General features: G+C 36.0%; 20 protein-coding genes. 9 read left to right on the top strand and 11 right to left on the bottom strand.

The window, feature by feature from the left end:
* Nucleotides 1-25 precede the first annotated feature (25 nt).
* Both ND855_RS00515 and ND855_RS00510 read right to left on the bottom strand, forming a co-directional pair.
* Nucleotides 26-1,150 (bottom strand): DUF1577 domain-containing protein, encoded by a 1,125-nt coding sequence (locus ND855_RS00515; protein ID WP_100725787.1) that lies wholly within the window; start codon nucleotides 1,148-1,150, stop codon nucleotides 26-28.
* Between the two features lies 1 nt (nucleotide 1,151).
* The gene (locus tag ND855_RS00510) at nucleotides 1,152-3,164 is read right to left on the bottom strand and encodes an OmpA family protein (protein WP_265356716.1); all 2,013 of its coding nucleotides are present in this window, start codon (nucleotides 3,162-3,164) and stop codon (nucleotides 1,152-1,154) included.
* 93 nt (nucleotides 3,165-3,257) lie between these two features.
* On the opposite strand from ND855_RS00510, the gene folP reads away from it, so the two are divergent.
* Nucleotides 3,258-4,073, top strand: a complete 816-nt coding sequence (gene folP / locus ND855_RS00505) for a dihydropteroate synthase (protein WP_265356715.1) — start codon at nucleotides 3,258-3,260, stop codon at nucleotides 4,071-4,073.
* A gap of 71 nt (nucleotides 4,074-4,144) precedes the next feature.
* On the opposite strand, the gene ND855_RS00500 is transcribed toward folP, so the two are convergent.
* Both ND855_RS00500 and ND855_RS00495 read right to left on the bottom strand, forming a co-directional pair.
* On the bottom strand, nucleotides 4,145-5,068 hold the full coding sequence (locus ND855_RS00500) for a tetratricopeptide repeat protein (RefSeq protein WP_265356714.1): 924 nt from the start codon (nucleotides 5,066-5,068) through the stop codon (nucleotides 4,145-4,147).
* A gap of 1 nt (nucleotide 5,069) precedes the next feature.
* Nucleotides 5,070-5,975: a tetratricopeptide repeat protein gene (locus ND855_RS00495; RefSeq protein ID WP_265356713.1), complete on the bottom strand. Its 906-nt coding sequence runs from the start codon at nucleotides 5,973-5,975 to the stop codon at nucleotides 5,070-5,072.
* Nucleotides 5,976-6,083: 108 nt separating this feature from the next.
* Here ND855_RS00495 and mpl36 point away from each other — a divergent pair, with 108 nt between their 5' ends.
* The 3 genes from mpl36 (at nucleotide 6,084) to ND855_RS00480 (ending at nucleotide 11,059) form a co-directional block, all read left to right on the top strand.
* Nucleotides 6,084-6,959 (top strand): RlpA family plasminogen-binding lipoprotein MPL36, encoded by an 876-nt coding sequence (gene mpl36, locus ND855_RS00490; RefSeq protein WP_265356712.1) that lies wholly within the window; start codon nucleotides 6,084-6,086, stop codon nucleotides 6,957-6,959.
* A gap of 124 nt (nucleotides 6,960-7,083) precedes the next feature.
* Entirely contained in the window at nucleotides 7,084-10,308 is a 3,225-nt protein-coding gene (locus ND855_RS00485) for a SpoIIE family protein phosphatase (RefSeq protein ID WP_265356711.1), read from the top strand.
* 226 nt (nucleotides 10,309-10,534) lie between these two features.
* Nucleotides 10,535-11,059 carry a DUF2147 domain-containing protein gene (locus tag ND855_RS00480; RefSeq protein ID WP_100725780.1) on the top strand — a complete coding sequence of 175 codons (525 nt, stop codon included), beginning with the start codon at nucleotides 10,535-10,537 and terminating at the stop codon, nucleotides 11,057-11,059.
* Nucleotides 11,060-11,123: 64 nt separating this feature from the next.
* Here the strand turns inward: ND855_RS00480 and dcd are convergent, their stop codons facing one another.
* Nucleotides 11,124-11,648: a dCTP deaminase gene (dcd, locus tag ND855_RS00475; protein ID WP_265356710.1), complete on the bottom strand. Its 525-nt coding sequence runs from the start codon at nucleotides 11,646-11,648 to the stop codon at nucleotides 11,124-11,126.
* A 3-nt stretch (nucleotides 11,649-11,651) separates the two neighbouring features.
* Complete coding sequence (locus ND855_RS00470) at nucleotides 11,652-12,425, bottom strand: enoyl-CoA hydratase-related protein (protein ID WP_265356709.1); 774 nt, start codon at nucleotides 12,423-12,425, stop codon at nucleotides 11,652-11,654.
* A gap of 69 nt (nucleotides 12,426-12,494) precedes the next feature.
* Between ND855_RS00470 and ND855_RS00465 the strand changes: the two genes are divergently transcribed.
* Complete coding sequence (locus ND855_RS00465; protein ID WP_265356708.1) at nucleotides 12,495-13,187, top strand: LIC10067 family putative lipoprotein; 693 nt, start codon at nucleotides 12,495-12,497, stop codon at nucleotides 13,185-13,187.
* Here the strand turns inward: ND855_RS00465 and ND855_RS00460 are convergent.
* Both ND855_RS00460 and ND855_RS00455 read right to left on the bottom strand, forming a co-directional pair.
* Nucleotides 13,184-14,665, bottom strand: a complete 1,482-nt coding sequence (locus tag ND855_RS00460; RefSeq protein WP_265356707.1) for a hypothetical protein — start codon at nucleotides 14,663-14,665, stop codon at nucleotides 13,184-13,186. The two genes, ND855_RS00465 and ND855_RS00460, sit on opposite strands and share 4 nt — an antisense overlap.
* A 44-nt stretch (nucleotides 14,666-14,709) precedes the next feature.
* The gene (locus ND855_RS00455) at nucleotides 14,710-15,060 is read right to left on the bottom strand and encodes a VOC family protein (protein ID WP_012390172.1); all 351 of its coding nucleotides are present in this window, start codon (nucleotides 15,058-15,060) and stop codon (nucleotides 14,710-14,712) included.
* 100 nt (nucleotides 15,061-15,160) lie between these two features.
* Here ND855_RS00455 and ND855_RS00450 point away from each other — a divergent pair, with 100 nt between their 5' ends.
* Together ND855_RS00450 and ND855_RS00445 are read left to right on the top strand one after the other, a co-directional pair.
* Nucleotides 15,161-15,664 (top strand): hypothetical protein, encoded by a 504-nt coding sequence (locus ND855_RS00450; protein WP_265356706.1) that lies wholly within the window; start codon nucleotides 15,161-15,163, stop codon nucleotides 15,662-15,664.
* 3 nt (nucleotides 15,665-15,667) lie between these two features.
* Nucleotides 15,668-16,588, top strand: coding sequence for a hypothetical protein (locus ND855_RS00445; RefSeq protein WP_265356705.1), 921 nt, complete (start codon nucleotides 15,668-15,670; stop codon nucleotides 16,586-16,588).
* A 34-nt stretch (nucleotides 16,589-16,622) separates the two neighbouring features.
* On the opposite strand, the gene ND855_RS00440 is transcribed toward ND855_RS00445, so the two are convergent.
* Nucleotides 16,623-17,846, bottom strand: coding sequence for an MFS transporter (locus ND855_RS00440; RefSeq protein WP_265356704.1), 1,224 nt, complete (start codon nucleotides 17,844-17,846; stop codon nucleotides 16,623-16,625).
* An 87-nt stretch (nucleotides 17,847-17,933) separates the two neighbouring features.
* Here ND855_RS00440 and ND855_RS00435 point away from each other — a divergent pair, with 87 nt between their 5' ends.
* Nucleotides 17,934-18,713, top strand: coding sequence for an SDR family NAD(P)-dependent oxidoreductase (locus ND855_RS00435; protein ID WP_265356703.1), 780 nt, complete (start codon nucleotides 17,934-17,936; stop codon nucleotides 18,711-18,713).
* Nucleotide 18,714: 1 nt separating this feature from the next.
* Nucleotides 18,715-19,908 (top strand): pyridoxal phosphate-dependent aminotransferase, encoded by a 1,194-nt coding sequence (locus ND855_RS00430; RefSeq protein ID WP_265356702.1) that lies wholly within the window; start codon nucleotides 18,715-18,717, stop codon nucleotides 19,906-19,908.
* On the opposite strand, the gene ND855_RS00425 is transcribed toward ND855_RS00430, so the two are convergent.
* Both ND855_RS00425 and ND855_RS00420 read right to left on the bottom strand, forming a co-directional pair.
* Nucleotides 19,890-20,858, bottom strand: a complete 969-nt coding sequence (locus ND855_RS00425; protein WP_265356701.1) for a patatin-like phospholipase family protein — start codon at nucleotides 20,856-20,858, stop codon at nucleotides 19,890-19,892. The genes ND855_RS00430 and ND855_RS00425 overlap by 19 nt on opposite strands.
* Complete coding sequence (locus ND855_RS00420) at nucleotides 20,834-21,118, bottom strand: LIC_11321 family protein (RefSeq protein ID WP_265356700.1); 285 nt, start codon at nucleotides 21,116-21,118, stop codon at nucleotides 20,834-20,836. Before ND855_RS00420 ends, ND855_RS00425 begins: the two co-directional genes overlap by 25 nt.
* Nucleotides 21,119-21,154 lie beyond the last annotated feature (36 nt).

Raw genomic sequence — 21,154 nt, 5'->3', positions numbered from 1 at the left:
TTTGGCTCCTATTGAACCACGAAGTTTAATTAAAAAAATCAATGAGACTATGGTAAATCTCTTTGGCTTTTTTGTCTCCGCTCACACCAGTGATCCTACCGCCTAAACGGTAAAAATCGTTCACTTCTTCTAAATGGCGCAATTCCACTGCCATCCGAATTGGTGCTTGTAATTTAAAATTGATGTCTAAGGTAAACGAAGGTTTCACTTTCAGTGCTTTTACTATTTCCATATCACTGATTTCCAAGGCAACTCCACCTCGAGAAACGTTCAAAACGTTTTGTTTGATATCAAGAATATGGGTATTTGAATCCATAATTCTTTCTTGAAACGTACGTTCAACCTCTTTAAACAAATCCAAAACTTCGCTAGGGATTCTTGTTCTTTCAGTTTCTAATGAGAGGTATGCAAAAAAATGCATTTCTTTCATTTGAATGAATAACGGATAATAAATATAAGATCCTATTTTTTTCTTCTTATATTCATTTACCTTATCATCGAGTAAAAACTCATCTTCAAAAGTCTTTTTAGGGTCAAATACCTCATCCGAATTGTATGATTCAAATGTTTCTGTATCCAGAACAAAAATTGGTTTTTTATGTTCCTTCATGAGATCAATTTCATCACTATGTGTTGAGGATGAAATAAAGACTACTTTCGACTGAGGATAGTTCTTAAGAACAGTTTTTTGTATGTCAGATAAAATGACTTGAGAACTAACGCCGGTTAATTTAGAAAAATCGATATTTGTTTTTGCAATTAAAAAATTAGAAGCAACAACATTCCCTCTTACTTTTTCATTCCGAGAATCTTGGCGAGTCGTATAGGTTTGTCGACGGTCAATTGCCTTTCCAAGCAAAAGATTATCTTTTTGATTTTGGATTTCGTAATCGATTTCTACATGAAAACTTGGAGTCGCTTGGATTGTAAAAATGGTCTCAATCATTTCTGGCATTGTTTCCAATTCCCAGATATGTGCTCCATCTGGACGTTCCCCTTTAAATTTCACTTTCACCGGGGAATCATAACCTTTGAGAAATAATCCATTTCCAGCCATCATCTGTTTGAAAAATTCAGGCAAAACACGGACGGCTTCTAAAGGAACATACTCGCGTTCTTGGTCGAAATGGATTTTGACTCGATTGATCATGTTAGTCTATCTTCTTAAAATTCACACGTCTATTGCGAGATCTTCCTTCTTCTGTTTCATTGTCCGAAATTGGTTGTGAATAATGATAAGCTTGCACTTTCATTCGTTCTTTTGGTACACCTTTCAAACGCAAATACTGGTAAACAGAGAGAGCTCTATCCTCACTTAGATTGATGTTGTATTCCTTATTCCCTATATTGTCGGTATGCCCACCGATTTCAACTTTTTCATTTTTATGTTGGATGAGGAAGTCCGCTAAAAGATCCAATTTTTTCTTATCCTCATCGCTCAATGTTCGTTCGTTGAACGGGAAATAAATAATTGTGTTGTATAAATCATCAAAGTCTTTCAAATTTCGAAGGTACAGAACTGTCTCTTTACCTGACATCTCTTGGATTTTATCTTTCGAAAACAAAAAGGTTTCTTCTTTAAACCCTTTTGCTCGCGCTAAAATCTCAAAGTCCATCGTAGGTGTATGATCTAAATCGAAGTGACCATCTGTAGCCGATAAAGATTTTCCTTTACGAGTCAAATCATCAAAGTAAAAACAAATTGCATTTGGTATGACTAAATCTGTTTTTTTATCTTTTACTACAAATCGGATCCCTTGTATGGTTTTGTCAGGTCGATTGTCTTTAACAGGCCGAATTGGTTGCAAAATGATTTGAGAATATTGTTCTTTGTCTTTTCCCACATTACCGCGGAGATCGAGCAATATCTCTGTCGGATGGAATCCAGGTGAAGAAACTTCCACTCGGTAAAGTTTTCCTGTTTTAATTGTCGTACGAAAGTTTTCTGCATCTTCTAAAGAAAGATCCCCACCGATTCGTTTTGATGTGATGACTTGGATTGGTTTTGTATCATCATAAATTTTTAAAGTTGAATCTAAACCAATCATAATGGCTTCCGATCCATCTAAGACTAGACCTCGGAATACGAAGTCATAGGTCCTTCTCAAATCCTCTGGAACCATTGTACGATAAATATCAAATTGACCTTCTCCACCAGGCCGATTGGAGGCAAAGTAAAACCAAAGATCGTCATACGTCACCGATATTCCTTCATTGTCACTTTCTTCCCAAAGGCTATAGGTAGAATAATCGGAAGGTGTATCAAAAGGAAAGCCTGTCGATTCGCCTGACAGTGGTTGGTTGGTATTAAATGGATTACCTAATAATTTAGGAGTTTCAAATTGCCCATTGGCTTCGTTAAATTCGCTATAGTAAAAACTGAACTTTCTATTTTTATCCCCACGGTTGGAACTAAAATACAATCTAAGCCCATCCCAATGAAAGTTGGGACTGATTTCGTCTTCGCTTGTGTTGATCACAGGACCAAGTGAAATAGGTTTTTGCCAAATACCATCCCTACATTTGATTTTTGGTTTATCAGGATTTTTTTCTGTGTCTTTTGTAATTGGTTCTCGTTTTGAAATCCATAAATCAAATCCACCAAGTCCGCCTGGCCGATTAGAGGAAAACACAACCGAACAACCATCAGGCGAAACGGCTGGCATTTTATCTTCAAAATTTGAATTAATCTCATTCACATGAGTGGGTACGGACCATAGACCTGTTCTTTGATTGATCTTTGTATAATAAATATTTAATCCGTCATAACCTTCTCGGTTTTTTTTGACATCTTTTTGTGTTTTGTCACGAACTGAAGTGAAATATAGTTCGTAAGGTTTTTCCTCTTCATCAAAAAGAATCGAAAACATTCCTTCAAAATTGGTAGTATTCAGTTCTCTGAAATTTTTAGGAGCTGACCAGACAGGCAATTTCATTCGGTCAGGAAAACTTAAGTTTTCAGAAATCCAAAGGTCCATTCCTCCTTCTCCACCAGGTCTGTTGGATTGGAAGACCAAATACCTGCCAGTTGGTGATACAATTGGATTGTATTCCACATTTTGGGTATTGAGAGGTGGGTAAAACCTTACGTCCTTCACTTTCGGAAGTGGTTGGCCGAGGATTGGATACACCGAAATCAGTAAGGAAACAAGGAATTTTTTCATCTGCCGTCTCTCCTATGTATCGGCTGATCGGAATTTTCTGCCAAGGGAAAAATATGGCTTTAAGTGAGAGGTTCTTAAGGAATCTTCACAATCATGGCTGAAATCTTCGGAATCCTAAACATAACAACTGACTCATTTAGTGATGGAGGGAAGTATTTAAATCCAGATGAGGCAATCAAAAAAGGCACACAACTCTTACAAGAAGGTGCCGATTGGTTGGATGTTTCAGGTCAGTCCTCAAATGTAGCTGCAAGTTTGGTCACAGAAGAGGAAGAATGGAACCGTGTGGAACCAGTGATACGTTACTTTGTTCCCAAAGGTGTTCGAATCAGTTTGGATAGTTTTCGTCCGGAAGTCCAAAAAAAAGCCATTGAAGCAGGTGTTCGTTGCCTCAATGATATCACCGGATTTACTTACGAAGGTGATCACGAATTTTTAAAATCATACAGCCAAAAATACCCAGATTTAAAATTTATCATCATGCATTCGCATAACAAAAATATTGCGAAAATTAAATCTACATTATCCCCTGAAAAAGTAATCAAAAAAATACAAAATTTCTTCAGGGATAGAAGGAATGAATTAAGTTCACTAGGAATCGAGGAATCTGCAATTTTTTTTGATCCTGGGATGGGATTTTTCCTGAGTGATGACCCAATGGTTTCCTTTCGAGTTTTGCAAGACTTAGAAATCCTAAAATTAGAATTCCCTCAGCTAATGGTAAGTGTTTCAAGAAAGTCTTTTTTAGGAAATGTATTGGGAAATTTACCTGTTGAAGACAGAGAATTTGCAACCCTCGCATGTGAACTCCATTTGTTAAAAAATAAAATTCCATTCATTCGAACGCATAACGTACTTAAGTTGAGGCAAGCAGAAAAAATTTGGAATTTATGCCAAGAAAATGAATAAATCCAATCCTAAATCATGAATTGATTCTTTTCTTTCAAATCAATGATTATGAATAGAAAATTGTTTTTAGTTTAACTTCTTCCAGAACGAATTGCTTTTCGAACATCTTTCCCTTCTTTCGATAAGGTTGGGAAAAAAACTGATTCTGGGACTGAATATCCTTTTTCCTTGGCTTTACGATAATAAGGTAACAAGGAATCCCATTTTGGATTGTCTTTTAAAACTAGAAGTGTATCTCTCCAAAGTTCCAAAAAATTGATATCAGATTTTTCATTAGTAGAAGCTGATTCAGCCCACTTTAGTGCAATCTCATACCGCCCTAATTCATAATTCCCTTTTAAAAAGTAAAAATGGTAATCTTTGTTTTTTTTAGCAGAGACTTCTAATGATTTTGCATAATCTAGTAAACTATACCAATTCCCTTTGTGGACTTGAATGTCTGCCATTCCATACAAAGCATTTTCATGAAAAGGTACAACTTCTAAAATTTGGTTAAAATAACCTTCTGCAAATTGGAAATTTCCAACTTGTAGATAATAATTAGCAAGTTCTTCATAAGCAAATAACTCCCAACCTTTGACACGCGATAGTGCATCCAAAAGGATTACTTTTTCTTCCAATCGTAATCGAAGATCTAACTCTTTTAAAATTGATTGGTAAGTAACCGAACTACGAGAAGGTGATTCTTTGGATACCTTCTGTTTTAGAACTTCATATTCATCTAATAAAAAATAAAACCGTAATCGATTGAGGTGTAAAGATACATCATTAGGATTTGATAGTATACAATTGTCCCAAGTAGCAGCGGCAGAATCTAATTGAATGGTCTTTGTGAAACGGATTCCCTCTTCATTACATTCTTTTGCTTTCGGATCCGAAGATTCTAAAAATAAGGTATCGGATTCTAGGACATCTTGTTTGGCAATCGGATAACGACAATTTTCCAATCCAAAAATCAATAGAATGGCAAAAGAAAAATAAATGGAAGGTTTCAATTTAGGAAGTACCGTCTGAATTTGCGTTTTCCTTCATCTTTTGCGCAAATACTAAATACTGCATCGCTTTTTCTGGGTTTCCATTGAAAAGATACAACAAACTTAAATCCAAGGCCTCTTGCGGATCTGGCGGTGAAAACTCTTCCGGATTTTCTTTGGAGAGTTCTAATTTCGTTTTAAATTCTTTTAATTTCTTTTTGGCTTTTGATTGGATTCTTTCCAAACTTTCTTTTGCAATTTGGTCTTCTTCTTGCCAAGCAGACTGTAAACTTTCATTAAAATGTGTGAACCCAACATCTTCTTTTACCATTGTAGTCAGTAAATTTGCAGATGCTTTATAATTCCCTTGTTTGGCCAAAATTTCGGATTGGATGATTTTTAGCTGAGCATTCCCCGGATATAAAATCAAATAACGCTCAATCATTTTTAAACTTTCTGGAAAACGATTCCTTTCGTAATAAAACATCGCAAGCCCTCCTAAAGCTGATTTATGGTTAGGTTCAATTTTGATGACATTGTTCAAATACACTTCAGTTTTCTCATCGTTTCCCAATTTCTGGTATGCTTGAGCGAGTAATAAATGAGCTGAAATAAACTTCTTTTCAAAGGATAAGGTTTGTTTTAAGAAACTAATCGCTTTTTCTGTTTCGTTGTGTTTATAAAGAGAAACAGCCAGATTGTAACTGTTTTTAACGTTTGCATGTAATTTGTATGCTTTTGAAAAAAGAGGAATCGCATCTGCGTGTTTACCTTGTTTCGCGTAAATAACACCTAAGTTCTGTAAGGCCAGATGGTAATTTGGATCTTTTTCTAATAAAGTTTTGTATTGTGTTTCGGCACGGTCCCATTCACCATTCCGCTCCAAACGCACCGCTTCATTGAATAGAGTCTGGATTTCCTGTGCCATACAAAGCGATTATCGATTCAGAATCGATTCTCCCCATAGAAATTTTATCAGGAGATTGGAAAAACAAACCGAAAGGTACACACAAGAGTCCAGAGAAAGGGGAAAAATATGCAAAGGCTCATACTCATTACCATTCTATTGTGGTTCGTATCCTGCAGTTCTGCAGATGCTACGAGACGGGATTATAGTGCTTCCGGTGATCCAGAAGATATATTTTTTGAACGTTCACAAAAATCCAAACCAGCTAGTTCGAATGACCCTGTTGCAAGGTCAATCATGGATGATTTAGATGCAAAGTCCAAACCTAGCACCACATCACCACAAGCTGAATTGCCTACAAAAAAACCGACAACTCAGTTTGATGAGGTTGGTCTTTCTTCTTGGTATGGACAAAAATTCCAAGGTAGACCGACTGCCAGTGGTGAACCCTTTGACAGAATGAAGATGACTGGGGCACATAGAACATTACCCATTGGAACTGTCGTTAAAATCCAAAACTTAGAGAACCAAAAAGAAGCTGTAGTTCGAATTAACGATAGAGGTCCATTTGTGGATGAAAGGATCGTTGATGTCTCTGAGAAAACTGCAGAAATCTTAGAATTTAAAGACAAAGGTGTGACTAAGGTTGGAATTAAGGTATTAAAAAAAGGTGAGGATGAATTGGCAGATGACTTGGATGATTCTGACCTTTTAGATGATGCGCCAACAAAACCAGAAAAACTCACTCCTGTCAAACCTGGTGCTACAAAACCATTGGTAACTGGCAAAGGATTCACAGTACAAGTTGGTGTTTTCCAAGAAAAAGAACGAGCGATTAAGTACCAAGAGACAATTAAATCTGAATACAACCAAACAGTCTTTGTCACACCGAGAGATGGCAAATATGTCGTTCAAGTTGGTGATTTTTCGGACCGTGCGAAGGCAGAATCCCTCAAATCAAAATTAAAATACGACGGAATTGATTGTTTCATCGTTACCCGTTAGACATTTCCCCTTACCTCCGAGCAAAAAAGTACAGTTCTGATTTGCTCGGGGACGGTGGAAAATGAATTGATTTCACATATCCTCCTGTTACGATTTCGTATTAAATTAACATCTAGAAGACCCTATGGAAAGCACATTATCCGTTGACCACATACTAACAAATTATTATACATTCGGTAGTTTAATTGTCACTGTCCTCCTTGCGGTCTTGTCGACATTCTTTTTCTCGCTCAAAGACAAAACTGTCGCAACCAAACACCTTGCCTTAGCATGTTTGTTTTTAGCTCTTTTTCAATTTGGGTATTTACTCGGAGCCTTTTATTACCATCCGATTGCCTCTTACCATCGTTGGATAACAGGTGGAATTATCATTTTTGGTATCATCCATTTTGGACAATACTTCTTTCGTTTTCCCGATAATAGAGATTATAAAATCGCAAACATTATCCAAGTCATTTCATACGTAATTGCTGTTGTTGTTGTATTATGGTTTCTAGTAAGTGTTTCCCAAGGGGAAAGGAAATACCATTTTACTGCTCACCATTGGGATTTTAATTCAGAAGGTGCCAGCCGAATTTTAAGTTTATTCATCGCTGGTTATTCTTTTTTCAATTTCATCGGATTACCATGTTATAGATTGTTAAATGTAGAAAAAGACAAACGAAGTACCCTCCTAATTATTATGATTGCAGGTTTGATCGCCGCAGTAGTTCCAAACATAACAAATGTTATGAGTCGTGATGGGGCCATGGAAAGATCGACTTATCTTACAGCAATTGTATTAACTTTCACATTCTCATTCTTTATCATCACGATTACATTCATCAACAACAGTACAGAACGTACAACGTTTATGGCCAAAATTGTGGGGATTTCCTTTGTTACAATCCTTCTCATCATGCAGGCTTTCTCGTATTTGGTGGACCAAGAAAAGGAACTTTCCTTTGATAATACCGCCATTCAAAAAGCCTTACGTGTAGCAGAAGGTGGAGAAAGATCAAAGGACATCGTCTTTATGATTGAATACGATTCCAATGGACAAAATCTTAAAAAAGCGTACTTACCTTCCAATGTTACCTTGGACCTGCCTCTTGTCCAAGCGGATTTATACAATACTGCACTTTACAATGAACTTGTTTCCTTAGGAGATTCCGATTATCGAAATTCCCTCACTTCCTTATTATCAAAAACACCTTATTACTTTGCTGGTTACAAAGATGCCATCACTCATTTTTTAAGTGATAATCCAGATCTAGAAGGCAATGAACTCAAAACCGAAGTCTCTAAACTCATTGAAAAGTTAAACAAACGTACATTCATTAATACCAATAAATTGGTAGATATTGATCCAGATAACTTCTGCGAAGAAGGTGTCAAATACATCGAAAAAGTCAAAAATGTTGATACATTCCGAGACTCAATCCTCAAACACGTAAATGAATGTAAATGGGATGGAAAAGAAATTTCTGGCCGTGACTTAAAAGTGGAAATGTTAAAATTTTTCCGTTATTTTAAGCCAGATTTAACTCGTCACTACCGTAAAGATTTGGATGGACTTTCGCATTACGTGGCTTATATGACCTACGATGCAAAAAAGAAAATCAATCTGGAAGTAGGTTTTAACTACCGCGATTACAGAAATTACATGCATAAATCGGCTAAATTAGAACTCGTGATCCTTGCAATCGTAATGATCGTTTTATTAGTCATTTTTCCATTGTTCTTTCGATCTGCCCTTGTGAATCCACTTTATGCTCTACTTGCTGGGGTAGAAAAGGTAAACCAAGGAAATTTAGAAGTTGAAGTGCCTATTAAAGTTAATGACGAAATTGGATATTTAGCCGAATCATTTAACGGAATGGTATCTTCCATTCGAGACGCCAGAAGAGAACTCCAAGATTATGCAGAAAACTTGGAAGAAAAAGTAAAAGAAAGAACAAAAGAACTCCAAGAAAAAATGGATGAGATCCATCGATTAAAAGTTCAACAAGATGGTGACTACTTCCTAACGTCACTTCTCGCAAAACCATTGTTCTTCAATGCTAACAAATCGGAGAACATTCGTTGTGATTTTTTTGTGCACCAAAAGAAAACTTTTGAATTCCGTAACAAAACGGGAGACTTAGGTGGTGATATTTGTATCACAGGAAACTTAAAATTAGGAAAACCTGATGATTTCCGCCGTTTTACCATGGTGATGAATGGGGATGCAATGGGTAAATCCATGCAAGGTGCTGGTGGATCACTTGTTATGGGTGTTGTGATGAATTCCATTATGGCACGTTCCGCTGGTAACAAACGAATTTTAAACCGTACACCGGAAGAATGGCTAACAGATGTTTACGAAGAAGTGAATGCTGTCTTCAAATCATTTAGTGGAACGATGGTAATTTCTGCTACCGTGATGCTCATTGATGACGAAACGGGAAAGGTTTGGTATTTTAATGCGGAACACCCTTACAGTATTTTATACCGAGATGGCAAAGCAAGTTTCATTGAAAGTGAATTAAAACTTAGAAAACTTGGACTCGATTCTGAATATGCATTTGAAGTACAGTCTTTCCAATTATTACCAGGAGACCAACTCATCCTTGGTTCCGATGGTCGCGATGACATTGATTTAACTCCTGACGAAGATGTAAGAACCATCAATGAAGATGAAACCATGGTATTACGTTTTGTGGAAGAAGCGGATGGTGATATTTATGAAGTCGAAAGACTCGTGAAAAATGCAGGAGATATCACAGACGATATCTCTATGTTAAGTGTTGTATTTAAAAGTGAAAAATCACCAATCCATCATACTCCACCAAAAGACGAAATCGCAAACCAACCAATTGATGATTTTTTCGATACACCAGGTGATGATTGGGATGAAGCACTTACAACTGCAGGAGCTTTCGAAGAAGGCAAGGCACTTTACCAAAACGGTGAAATTGAACGTGCCATCACCGTCATGAAAAAAGCATTCCTCGCTGATCCTTATAACCAAAAACTAAATAAATTTTTAGGACTGGTAAGTTATAAAGGAAAGGAATACGATATTGCTGCAAAAGTTTTGACTGAGTTTTTAAAAGAGAACGAAGGTTCTGGCGAATATTGGTATTACCTTGCGATGTCGGAGAAAAAATTAGGGAATTATGAACGTGCTCTAAAAGCAGCTCAAGAAGCATTAAAATATGACCCTGAAAATTTCCAAAATCTAATAAACCTTGCTGATGTTAGTCGATTATTAGGAAATGTAGACCGAGCTCTTACCTATGTCACAAGGGCACAGTCAATCGATCCAACTAATAAAAACGTGGTCAAACTTTCTAAATTATTAGAAAAAGCAACTAGCCTCAATTAATTGAGGTTAGAATTAAGTTTTCCATAGAAATAGATTCTAAGTTTTAGTTTTAAAGTTTAGAAATTAGAAAAGAGCTAAAATGAATCTCAACATTTTGGCTCTCTTTGTTTTAAGAACACTCTGCATTTTCTTAGATTCAATTGTATAAAATTTTAAAAAACCAGCTTGCCATACATACGAAAATCTGACAAAATAAGCGAATCCATTTTTTAAAATAAGGATCTGTATGAATTTAAGAATTGTATTAAGTGTATGGGCAGTTGTACTTCTATCTAGTACTACATTATTTGCCCAAAATGCTGATGTTGCATTGGGAAGATACCTTCCACCTGAGAAAGATTCGGTCATCGAAATTTTCAAGTGTGGTGATAAATACTGTGGAAAAACAGTTTGTATCAAAGATAACGCATACCCAGAGAAAGACAAAGACAAAGGTGTCCCTGGCACTCCTTACTTAGATCACAATAATGAAGATCCAAAGTTGAGAACACGTCCGAATTTAGGCATGGTTTTCATCACTGGTTTTGATTATGTTGGTGAAGGTGTTTATAAAAACGGCCGTATTTACAATCCACGCGATGGAAAAACATACTGTGGAAAATTCACTTCACTTGACGGTGGAAACCGATTGGATCTAAAAGGAACACTCTGCTCCATCACATTCATCGGAAAAACCAACAATTGGGTGAAACTTGGTGGATTAAACTTAGATGACCCTAAATGGGATTGTACCTTTAAGACTAAAAAATAATTGAAATGATACAAATCCTGCCGACCGAGATGGCTGGCAGGTAAAAGATTCTCACCTAAAGTTTTTACTTTTTTTCAAAGTCTTTATACAATAATGAAGGTTGGATGCCTTGGTTTGCTTGGTACTTCCCTGATTTGTATTCGCTGATTTCCCCCTCAACGGTATGATAAAAAATCTGACAAATTTGCACTCCAGCGTAAACACGTAATGGATGAGTAACTTGGATTTCTAATGTCCAAAAACCTTTAAAACCAACGTCACCAAACCCAGCTGTGATATGAACAAACATTCCAAGCCTTCCAATGGAAGATCTACCTTCTAACATTGGTACTAAATTATGTGTTTCAGTAAACTCTATGGTCCTTCCCAAATAGAGTTTACCTGGTTCCAATAACAATCCTTCTTCAGGTATCTTTAAAGTTTCTACCGGATTTGGTTTTTTCATATCCAAAGGAAATTCAGAATAAACTAACAAATCCTCATGAAGTCTTAAATTATATGAGTTTGGGTTTAACAGCTTTTCATCATACGGTTCAATTTTAATATCAGAACCTAATCGTTTTAAAATTTCTTTACCAGTTAAAATCAAAGTTCATTCTCCCTTAAATATAGGTTTTCTTTTTTCAGCGAATGCCTGTAAGGCCTCTAACCTATCTTTTGTTGTTAACGTTTCAGAATAACATAATTGTTCCCACTGCAAGGCTGATTCCATGGACAATGAAAAACCTTGCCGTATTGCCTTTTTGGATGCAGAAACAGCTATAGGTGCAGATTCCGCAATCTCCCTTGCTAAGGCAAGAGAAGAATCCTTCAAATCCACTGGATTCACAACTTTAGAGACCAATCCTCGGCTAAGTGCCTCGGCGCTAGACAATTTTTTTCCAGAAAAAATCCACTCCATCGCCGTTGATTCCCCCACGATTCTTGATAATCTTTGTGTACCACCTGCACCAGGAATGATTCCTAATTTTGTTTCTGTTAGACCCATGATAGCAGATTCACTCGCATAACGAATATCACATGATAAAGCCAATTCCAGTCCACCTCCAAAAGCAAATCCATTAATTGCTGCAATTGTTGGGATGGATAAGTTGGCCAATTCCGAAAAACAAACATTAATATTGCGAAGAAATTTTTTAACCTCTGGTTCAGACATGTTTTTTCGTTCTTTTAAGTCAGCACCAGAACAAAACGCATCTCCTGCACCCATAATGACAAGGGCTCTAAATTTTTCCTTCTGCATTACTTTGATGGTTTGGTGTAACTCTTCCAAAAATTGTACTGAAATTGCATTTTTTGCTTCGGGTCTGTTCAGTTCAATAAATGCTACATAAGAATCGATCGTTTGGATGGAGACAGTGTTCATAGAATTTCCTGTGGGGTAAAAAATAGAAATGAATCTTCTGAAAAATATCCGATAATGGAAATGGGTACCATGAGAAGGATTTTATACACAATCGGATTCTCGTTAGTGTTTGGAAACAGTTTTTCCTGTGTGAAGTCGTCTTCGGAAGATCCGCTGGCTGCTTTATTAACCTCAGCACCTGTCATTACATCGGTAACCCCACAAATTGGAACACCTGCACAAAACAATGCGAATGCAACCTATAGCGCAACAGAAGTTGTGATCAAAGGTGAAAATTTTGGTATTGATCCTGTTGTTCGTTTCAACGATACACTTGCATCCATTACACTGAATCTTGGTACAGAACTTTACACAAAAGTGCCAGATGGTACTTTTTCAGGTTATATAACAGTTTCAAAATCAGGTGGATCTTGTTTGCCAAATTCTAAATCGGGAGTGAATTGTTCCGGTACAGAATTTTTTGTGGACTGTTATGCAGTGACCAATAAAGTCTATGGCCCTGAAATTGAACTCAAACAAGGACAAGGAATTTCTGTTGAATACGATGGAAATGAAACAAAAGCATACAGAACAGACACATTGTTAAGTGTCCGAAACTTAACGATAGGTTGTGACAGTGTGGTCACTGTTCGAGTGTTTAGTCGTTCTTGCAAAGCTACCGATTATGTACTTCAAAACAACCCTATCATTCCTTTTCCGGCAGGAGTTGCAACGCAGTTTTACGTTACAGCAGAATCTGCAACCTGTAGTTTAGTTCTTTAGTAAGATTTATTCTTCACAAATCGTTTGAATACGATAAGATTCGCTGCTCCCATCCACTCATTCATATACTCTCTAAAAATTGTTTCTCTTGGTTTTGATGTTTTGATTTCAGGATCAAGGTCGTCGTAATTTTTGATCACGAGTCTAGAAATTTCTTTATATTTCTCTTCAATCATTTCTGTAATTTTTTTAAGTAAGGCTAAGTTATTCTTTTCTTCACCAACATTTGGTAAAATCACTTCGTTCCAATAATCGATTACATGTTTTTTTACATATTCACTTGGAATCACACGGATTACCTTTTTACCATCGTTTCCTCTTGCATGGATATAACCCGTGTTCACTTCCATAAGGAATTTTTTGGCAATCATATAAAAGTGAGATGGACCTAAATGAAATAAAAAAACATATTTAAATTGAGTTGGTAACATCATATTCATAAGAATAATATTTTCACAAAAAGTAAAAAACTGTTTTAAGAAAGTTTGGTATTCGAGTTCGAAATCTTCAGCTGACTTACTTTTTTTCTCAATACTTGTCATAGAACGAATTAATTCAGAACGTAAAACCTGTTCGTCTGCACCTAAATGAGAATCTAAACTAATTGCATTTTTAAATAATGCTTTTTCCGCATTATATTTATCCAATTCGTATCTAAAAAAGTAATGTTGGTCTGAGTTCCAACTATACTTTCCATATGCTTGTATATAATTGAGTTCACCTTCTGTTTTGAATTTTTGTTTGATGGATTTCCAATTGTCTTTCGATTTTTCCTGATGATTGTTTATAACTTCATCTGCTTTATATTCAATTCCAGAATCTTCAGGTTCTAGTTCTTTAGGTTTATCATATAATGATTCTTCAAAAACGGAGGAAAGACGGTAAGTTCCTTTATCTCGGTATTTTGGCTTTGTCGGTTTGAATTCTGTTAAACAATTTGGATTATCAATTTGTAAAATAAAACTCATACGTTTGAGCAAAATTTCTAAATGAAATAATTTTTCAAGAGCAGGAAGGATTCGATAGTTTAGTAGTCCATTATTTTGAAATTCTAAATCTGTAAATTGGTTACTTTGAACAGCAGACTTTAGTTTTTCCCAACCTTCTTTGGTTTCTATCAGGAAATATCTCAACATCTCAAAGATTAAATGGAACTGAATGAAGTCATCACGATTGGCATCTTCAATATGCCTTGAAAAATACCGGGAGTAATCTTTCCTTACTTGAGCAAAGAGATGTTTTTCATCTAAGTTAAAGATGATTTCTTTTATTTTTTTTTGTGATTTGTCTAGTTCTTGGTCGAGGGTTTTTCGGAAAGGTAAGATCTCACGTTTATTTGCTTCTGTGAGTCCTGTGCTTAAGAATTGGAGAAAACTTCCAACGATGTTTTGGAAATTATTTAGAAAGTATACGTAACCTTTCTTAAAATCAGCAATGAATTGGATCTCGTGATCATCCCCTCGAAACTCTTGCGACATACCAAGAGGATGTTACGAATAAAAGATTAAAAAAGCAACAGGTTTTAGTTAGAGTAAAAAATCTCGATTAAATTTTGACTTGGATCAGCAAAGGTAAGGCTTTCTCCAGAATCGGTTCCCTCAGGTCCCTTGATAATCTTTACATTCTTTTCTTCTAATTCGCTGATTGCTTCTGTAAAATCATCCACATCCATCACAAAACTAAGGATAGGAAGGGATCGATCTGAAACCTCTGCTTTCACCAAACGAATTCGGAACGAATCGAGAGAAAGAATTGCCTCAGTAGCCTTCTTTGTCTCCACTTCGAAGTCAAAAATGTCCCGGTAAAAATCGATAGAGGTGTCGAGTTGGGAGACGGGGATACTGACGTGGCCAATGCCTTCTACAATAATCATAATGGAATTACACCTTCGTGAACTTTTCTGTCATCATGCTTGAAAAAGCGGCTTTGTCGAGAAAAAAGCAATTTCCTTCCAACAAACTCGCCTGTAAAATTTGAATTCCAATTCCAAGATAGGAAAAAAGAATCAAATTATGAAAGTATTTCGGATTTCACTCCTCATTTTAGCCATTTTCGCCCAATCCTGCAAAGAAGAAGTTGTTCCCTTCTCTCCAAACCATGAAAAACTAGTGGAAACAGTTTTCGCGAAAAACCAAATAATATTAGAAGAATATTTGAAAGATAACCCAAAGCCGACTTGGAAAGAATTTTCCGAAGCAGTTCAAAGTTTGGGTACAACTGGCCATCCAAAATTAAAATCTTGGGCAGACCAGATTCAATCCAACATTCCATCAAATGAGAGTGATTTAGAATCTAGTTATGAAAAAATTTCCAAAATCCAAGAAATATTGATTCAAATCAAAGCCGAGGTACCAAATCAATTGAAGTACAATCGATTTTATTGTCCAATGGTCGATAAATCATGGTTAATGACTGGGAAAGAAATAAAAAATCCATATGCTCCTGAAATGAGAGATTGTGGAGAGTTGATGCAATAATTCATGCCAAAATGCTTTTTAGGAACATCTCTATATGAAGCCTGCCCTCCGAGTTGCAGGCATTCATTCGCTAAACAAGACGTAGACGAAGATTGTATAGCTAAAAACAAACTAGAAGCATTTTTACAAGACAAAGTTACTTTCAAGATCGGCTTTTCCGCATTTTCACAAATTCCTGCAAAAAATTTAGAAAAATTTCTTTGGACTAACAAAGACAACCTCGAACTTATCACTTATTTTTTATACATAGGTGAGCCAACTTTAGTACGCGAAATCATAGAATCATTCTCCAATCATACTTTAAGTTATTTATATAAAGTTGATTTTGAAAATTATATGAATCTTCGTGAATCTTTAAAACGAGAAAAGACCATAAAACATATGTTTGATATTCGGAGTTTCAAATATTGGACATTTGTTAGTTATACAAGAATTTGTGATTTGATTCAATATTTTGTTCGTTATTTGAAAGAACCAGAATATGCCTGTCAATTTCTGACTATCCTGCCTTCCGAAGTAGTATCAAACTTAAACAAATATACTGGATTGGACTATGAAGAAGAAAAATCCTTATACACTGCTTTAGGAGATTCAATTTATGAACTTCCTTTACAATCTCCGAAAATTTACGATCATATGATGCAATTGTTTGCAGAGGATCCTGAAGTATCCATTATTTTATCGACTATGGAAGAATTGGTGCGTCGTCAAAATTTAATTTTGGACACAAGTTCCAAACTCACATCCTATATTTCTGATCATAGAATCGATAAATACTTTCAATATATTTTCTCTGAATTGAGTGGAATCGAAATTGGAACTGCCGAAGAAATATTAAATCAACTTTTAGAAAAAAAGATGATCACACCTCCTCAGAAACGTATGATCATCGATTTTCTTGAAACTGGAAAATTAGAATTATAGTATAATCTAACTTTTGCTAATTTAATCTTATTACCTAACCTGCAATTTTAATATTTTTTGCCAAATAAACACTAAACAATAAACTAAAAACAGAAATCATTCCAACCAACTCGTAATTTAAGAACTGATGGTCGGATGTTTGCACTAAAATCAATCCAGCAACGTAAGAAGCTGCTCCTGAAGCAATCTGTTGAATGGCAGAATTCACTGACATAAAACTACCACGAATACGAGGTTCGACAGCTGAAGTTACCATCGCAAATGCAGGCACCATTCTTCCTGAAACTAAAATCATAAAAACAGTTGTGATGACGAGAACGATAGGCAAAGAGGTTTTTGTTAAAGTAACAACTAATACGATGGGAATAATAGCCAATATTGATATGATTTGATATACTTTCAACTTTCCAAAACGATCAGCAAGTTTTCCAATCAGACGACTTGTAAAAAAAGTAAACAAACCACCAAAAAAATATATATAAGGCAATTCATCGACCGCCAAACCAACATTAGATACTAAAAATGGACTTAAAAAAGGTATAATAGTAAATCCACCAAACATTAGAAAAACCATAAAAATAAAAGGTGCCATATGGTCTTTTTTTAAAAGCACTTCTTTGAGTGATTTAAATTGAGATTGTTTTGGATGTTCATCGGAATCTAAATGATAACGGATTGCTGGTAATACCTTATAACCGATTGGCAAAATCAAAAAACCTGCAATTGCTAAAGATAAAAACGGGAAATGCCATCCATACCGATTGGCTAAGGATAAACCGATTGGAATTCCAATCACAGAGGCAACAGAAAAGGAACTCATCACCACACCGGTTGCTGTTCCTCGTCTAAACACTGGAATGATATCTCCAATGATGGATAAAACCGTTGCTCCAATCATTCCACCAAAACCGCCAGCAATGATCCTTGCAAAAAGGAAAAATGGATAGTTAGGAGCAACTGCACATAATAAAGTTCCAAATGAAAAACCAAAAAATAAAACGAGCAAACTCATTTTACGATCAAAGGAATCTAAAAACAAAGCTCCAATTAATCCGAAAACACCAGCACTGATTGAATAAGAGGATACAAGTAATCCGAAAGCTGCGGAATCAATTTTGAAACTCTGCATAAATACTGGTCCTAATGGCATCATGATGACAAAATCCAGGATGTGCAAAAATTGGAGTGCAGCTAAAATAAAAATTATGGCTCTTTCTTTTTGGATGGTATGAAGCGGATGGGTAAGAGGTTGGCTCATAATACGAATATTGACCAGGTAGTCAAAATTGCCAAAACAAATTATTTAAGAATTGCCAAGTTTTCGAAATTGAAATAAATTTCCCATATGAAATATGCTTTAATTACAGGTGCATCGACAGGACTCGGAAAAGATTTTGCCCACTCTTTGGCAAAAAAAGGTTACACTCCAATTTTGGTAGCAAGGAGTGCTGACAGACTCAAAAGCCTTGCTAGTGAACTCAAACAAAAGTATGGAGTGGAAGGAGTTGTCATCGCTGAAGATTTATCTCTACCGAATGCTGCGGAAAAAGTTTATAAAGCAGTCAAAAAATTAAATCTCAATGTCAATTGCCTAATTAACAATGCTGGTTATGGACTCAATGGAGAATTTCACAAAAATTCTTTTTCAGAAGAATCTAAAATGATCCAACTGAATGTGACAACTCTCGCCGAATTATGCCATTTGTTTTTGCAAGACATGGTAACAAATAAAGATGGTTATATTTTAAATGTAGCATCCACAGCTGCTTTTCAACCGGGACCACTGATGACAAATTATTATGCTACAAAAGCATATGTACTTTCATTAAGCGAAGGACTTGCTGAAGAAGTAAATGGATATGGAATAACAGTTTCATGTCTTTGTCCTGGACCTACACGAACAGAATTTTTTGAAAGAGCTAATATGTCGGGAAGTAAGTTAGTAAAATCATCTTTTTTGGCAATGAATTCACAAGATGTTGTTGAAATTGGTTTAAACGCTTTGTTTGCAAAACGAGTAGTGAAAATTCCAGGGTTCATTAACTTTTTGTTGGCAGAATCCATAAGGATCACTCCCAGAATCATCATTCGTAAAATTGCAAAATCATTAAACAAAGTTGGATGATTTGACCAAAGTACATTTCCACTTTTCGGATCGATTTGGTTTACTTGGTGATCTAAACACAGAGAATCCGATTTACCAAATCAAAACAGAAAGAATTGAGGCAGGAAAACCAATCATAGATTTAGGAAATTCTAACCTAACAGAAATGGGATTAGAGTTTCCACCTTCCGTATTAACGCACATACTTTCTAATTTGAATGCTAGCATTTATGAGCCAATAGCAGAAGGTTTAGAATCAACTCGAAATGAAATTAGTTCCCTCTATCTAAATCGTGGAATCCAAGTAAATGCTTCTAGTTTTCATTTAACAGCGAGTACATCGGAAGCATATTCATATCTATTTAAATTACTCACAAATCCAGGAGATGAAGTTTTAACACCTAACCCAGGGTATCCATTATTTAGTTTTCTGATTGGGTTAGAAAATTTAAAGGAAGTACATTACCAATTAAAAGAAAATCAAAGTGATGGTTCTTGGATTTACGATGCTGAGACGATTGCCAATTCAATCAGTACCAAAACCAAACTCATTGTTTTGGTCAGCCCGTCGAATCCAACAGGATCCAAAACAACTGAAACCTTCTGGAAAAAATGGGAATCATTTGGAATTCAAATTCCAGTGATTGTTGACGAAGTGTTTGAAGCATATGATTTTTTTGGAGAACCCCATCACCTTCCCTCAAACCCAAATTTTCCTCTTTTTGTTTGCCATGGTTTTTCCAAAATGTTAGCTTTGCCTCAAACCAAATTGGCTTGGATTCTCAATCTTTCTCCTGAACCAATCAAAACAGAAATCCAAAAGAAACTCAGTTTCATTGCCGATACTTACCTTTCTGTAAATTCGTTGGTCCAACTTGCAACTAAAGAATTGTTACCATGGAAAACAATGGTTCAAAATCGAATTCGAACAAGAATTATGCGAAACTATTCAATCTGTAAAGATTTTGTGAATCAATTTTCCTCTTCTAAAAAGATACATCCAATAGAAGCAGGTTGGTATTTTTTACTCGAACTAAATCTTGATAAAAAAGATGAGAAAATTGTTGGAGAAATTTTATTCAATACTGGCGTTTTATTCCATCCTGGTTCTTGGTATGGATTTTCGCATAACAGATGTATTCTTGTGATATCTCTCGTTACGGAAGAAGAAATTTTAGAAAAAGGACTAAACTCTCTTCAGTCCTTTTTTAAGTAATTGATAATTTCTGATTTTTTGGCTAACGCATCCGCCTTCCCTAATTCATAGGTCTCTCGAACCCCTTTTGGATTGGTATAATCAAAAGAAGTGATGGGAAGGGGTTTGGATGGTGTGATGAGGAAAGTACGGGCAAGTAAATCTGGATTCTTTCCCACGATGGTATTTGGCTCATAATGGATACCGATGATTTTTGCTTTTGGTGCAAATGTTTCGATCATCATATTATTTGTGAGTCCTCCATCGAGGTAATATTCATTGCCTACTGACTGAAAGTCTACAATTGGAGGAATGGATGAAGAATTAAGTATAAATTGTTCAATGGTTTCTGGATTCACAAAGTCTTTTTCTGTGAAATCAACATCTTCCATATTCCATTTTTTAATGATTTCCGCGGTACGATTAGCTGGAATCCCTTCTGACCTATCTCTATCATCTAATATAAAGGCCCTTCCTGTTTCTGAAATCAACCTAGCCAATCGAAATTTATTTTTAAGCGAATCCTCTTTTGGATGGGCTTTCACGGAGTGGATCCAGATTTTTGCTCCCGATTCCAAGACACGATCAAAACGCATTCCAAATCGAATGGTGCGTCTATACATATCTTCATGAGGGAAAGTTGATTCTCCTCTCAGTAAATTGGAAAAATGAAAATTACGGGAATTCCGTTTTGTGATTTCTTCAAAGTATTCAACAGACTCTTCTTCTGTTTGTGAAAGGATACAAAGTGCCATAGCAGCACCGGCAGAGACACCTGATAATTCATTAAAACGAACTCCCCACTCACGTAAGGTTTTACCAACACCAAGCGCATAAAAAGCCTTACACCCACCACCAGCAATGGCAAGAGAAGCATCATACGTTGGAAAAATCTTGACTAATGTTTGTAAAACTTGTTCACGCACACCCATAAATTCAGCTATCTCTAATCCCCTTCCCAACGAAAGCATAGTGTATTGTTTTCTCCCAGAAACCTGTCAAAATACAAACTCGCACGACAATCTTCTTCCGTTGCCAGAAAGAAGTCATACCCTCCTGCGGGGTATTTGATTTTACAACAACCTTTTTTGTCTTTTCGATCAGGTGGTTGCCTTACCGATTTATCTTGGCCTTTTAAGTCTCCAAGTGTTGGAGGTAATTCCTGCCTTGGGTCTGACCACAAGGTCGTTATTGTAACAAAGATCAGGAAAAAGGGTAAAGATGTACGCATTCTACACAAATAGACTGACCCCCAAAGGTTCCAGTT

Origin of the sequence: Leptospira paudalimensis (assembly GCF_026151345.1) — a bacterium.
GTDB classification, from domain to species: domain Bacteria; phylum Spirochaetota; class Leptospiria; order Leptospirales; family Leptospiraceae; genus Leptospira_A; species Leptospira_A paudalimensis.
Note: the sequence above shows the minus strand (reverse complement) of the source record. Positions and strands in the feature narration are given on the sequence as shown.